The sequence below is a fragment of the Stenotrophomonas sp. P5_B8 genome (assembly GCF_054049855.1).
On sequence record NZ_JBFULO010000449.1, the window covers coordinates 1 to 2,979 of the forward strand.

General features: G+C 67.4%; 1 protein-coding gene. It reads right to left on the bottom strand.

Annotated elements, in window-relative coordinates; all coding sequences use genetic code 11:
* Nucleotides 1-217 precede the first annotated feature (217 nt).
* A partial coding sequence (locus ACXJKH_RS17825; RefSeq protein WP_457321325.1) for an autotransporter domain-containing protein occupies nt 218-2,979 on the bottom strand: 2,762 nt, incomplete at its 5' end.

The window sequence follows — 2,979 nt, forward strand, 5'->3', positions numbered from 1 at the left end:
GCGCATGCCCTTGGAGGCGAAATAAAGGAGGAGGGGGCGGCCGCAGGCCGACGCCGGGGGACATTCGCCGGAAAGGGCATGCGCGCCCAATGCCCGACCCACCGACGGCCGCGTCTGAAGAGTTTCAGAACGCGCTTCAGGCCTGCAATATGGCGGGGAGATGGATAAGAAAAAGGCGGCCATTGGCCGCCTTTTTCCCGTTACCGGTTGTGCCCGATCAGAACTGCACGGACCAGCGTGCGGTCACACCGTGATCGCGCGACTCGCTGCCGAACTGGCCGTTGTAGCCCAGTTCCAGCTGGTTGCGCGGGCTCAGCCAGGCCGACAGGCCCAGCTCGGCGACCACGGCGTGGTCGGCGATGGCCGCACCGCTCACGGTGAAGCTGCTGCCACCGGCCAGGGCCAGATCGGCGACCTGGCTGCGGTCGCCCCAGGCGCGACGGTAGCCGACGCCACCGCGCACGTGCAGCCAGCTTTCCTGCTGCCAGGAGGCCTTCAGGCCACGGTCGAAGCGCACACCGGCAGTGCCGATGTTGCTACGGGTGTCGCCCACGTTGCCGTGCAACGCCGCGGCACCGCCCTGCTCGTTGATGCCGTCCACGTCCACCTCGACGCGGGCCACCTGCAGGTATGGCTCCAGGCCGGCTTCGGCGTCGCCGATGCGGTAGGCACCTTCGACGAAGAGCTGGCGGGTCTTGGCGTCGTAACGGGCAGTCAGCGTGTCCTGGTAACCGGCGAAGGCCAGTTCGCGCTTGCTGTCCACCTCGTGACGGCTGTAACCCAGGCCCGCGCGCAGGCCGAAACCGCCCCACTGATTGCCGACGTAAGCACCGAAGTGGGTGTTGTCGATTTCAGCGCGGGCACGACGGCCCTGGCCCTGCTTGCTGTCGGTACGACCGGTACCGATCAGCCCGCCCACCTGCCAGCCACCGCCGAACTGGTGGTCCGCACCGACCAGCAACCCGTTGCTGTTGCTTTCGGTCCGGGCGGCGTTGGCATCGCCGTCAAGCTTGCCGCTGCCGCCGATGGCCTGCACCCACACACCGGTCACCGCTTCTTCGCTGGCGCCCGGTGCACGTGCACCGAGGCTGCGGCTGAGTGCGGCATCGCGCAGGTAACGGCTGCTTTCCACCAGCACCATCGGCGCGGCGGCATGCAGTTCACCACTCAGGCCGTCCAGCGCCGCGCCGACCTGGGCCGGGAACAGCTGGGTCAGCGGCTTGGGCAGGCCCTGGTTCAGCGCCAGGCCGTCGGCGCTGCGTGCCACGGCGAGTTGGTTGGCGGTCACCGCGGCGCTGGCCAGCGCGTTGCCGCGGGCGACGTTGATCTGCACACCGTCCGTGCCGTAGCCGAGGTTGAACTGCAGGAACGGCGAGAACGAACTGAAGTCCACGGTCGCAAAGCGTCCGTTGACGCCGCCGTCGGCCTGCAGGAAGTTGAACTGCTCGCCGAGGTAGTAGGTGCCCGCTTCCGGCAGCGCCTTCAGGGTGCCGTCCAGGGTAGCGGTGCCGGTCACATGCAGCTGGTCGCTGCGGCTGCCCGGGGCCAGTTCGGCCAGGTACACGCCGGTGGCGGTCTGCACGTAATCGCCGTCGACGGTCAGCGTGCCGATCGAATTGCCCGGCGCGATGATGCCTTCCACGCGGGTATCGCCCAGACGGCCGATGCCCTGCAGCGCGCCCTTGGCGCCGACGACGGTGGCACCGCCGGTCTGCACGCCATTGAAGGACACCACGCCGCCGCTGATGTTCAGGTCGGTGTTGTCCAGCACGCCGGTGGCGGTCACGCGGCTGCTGCCACCGATGCTGTTGAAGGTCATGTCGCGCAGGGTGCCGTTGAGCAGCAGCTGGCCGCCGGTGACATCCAGCGAAGCGGTCAGCGCGTTGACGCCGTTGAGCTCCAGGATGCCTTCACGCACGATCGCACCGTTGAAGCTGTTGTCACCGCTCAGGCGCAGCCAGCCGATGCCCGACTTGGTCAGCTTGCCCGGGCCGCCGATGTCATTGGTCCAGTCGTCCCACGCATCGCCTTCCCACACCTTCAGGCCGCCGGCCTTCTGGTTCATCACCACGTTGGTGTCCACGCGCAGCTGGCCGTAGCCTTCGATGGCCTTGGCCAGGTTCACCAGGCCCCAGCCGTAGACGTCGTCCACGCCGGCAGCACCGAGGTCGGTGGCGGTGGTCAGCAGCACATCGCGCACCTGCGCGTTGTCCAGGTAGGGGAAGCGTTCGAACAGCAGGCCCAGCGCGCCGGTGACATGCGGGGCGGCCATGGAGGTGCCGCTCAGGTCTTCGTAGCCATAGGTCGGAGACTGACCGTTGATGTCCAGCTTCAGATTGCCGTTGTCGTCGTACAGATCCGCGTCGATCTGCGAGTCCGGGCCGTAGACAGTGGACGTGATGTTCGAGCCCGGGGCCGCCAGGCACCAGTTCGCCGCAAAGCCGCAGCGCATGGAGCGGTTGCTCAGCTCGAGTTCTTCATTGACGTTGACCACCGCCAGCCAGTACGGCTCGATGTCGGCGACCGCGCGCGGGAGAGAGGCATACATGCCGGCAATCGGGGCTTCTTCCGGCGACGGGTTGACCGCGTCGGTGTTACCTGCGGCCCACACCTGGATCAGACCGCGGCTACGCGAGCCTTCGGCCATCGCGGCCAGCTGGTTCTCGAATACCGGGTGGGCCAGGTACATGTCCAGGTCTTCAACGGTACCCGGCTCGCTGCTGAGCCCCCAACTGTGGTTGACCGCGCGCACACCCTGCGCATTGAGCTGTGCGTATAGTTGCGGGAAGATCGAATCATCGGCGCCCAGTGCCGCCACCGTCTGCGACGAGGGATAGAAGCGCCCATCGATCTCGACGACGGTCAGGTAGCTCGCGCTGTTGGAGAACAGGCGCGCCACACTCAGATCGGCGCCGAAGGCCACACCGTGGGTACCATTGCCGTCACGGTTGGCCGCAATGGTGCCCGACACGTGGGTGC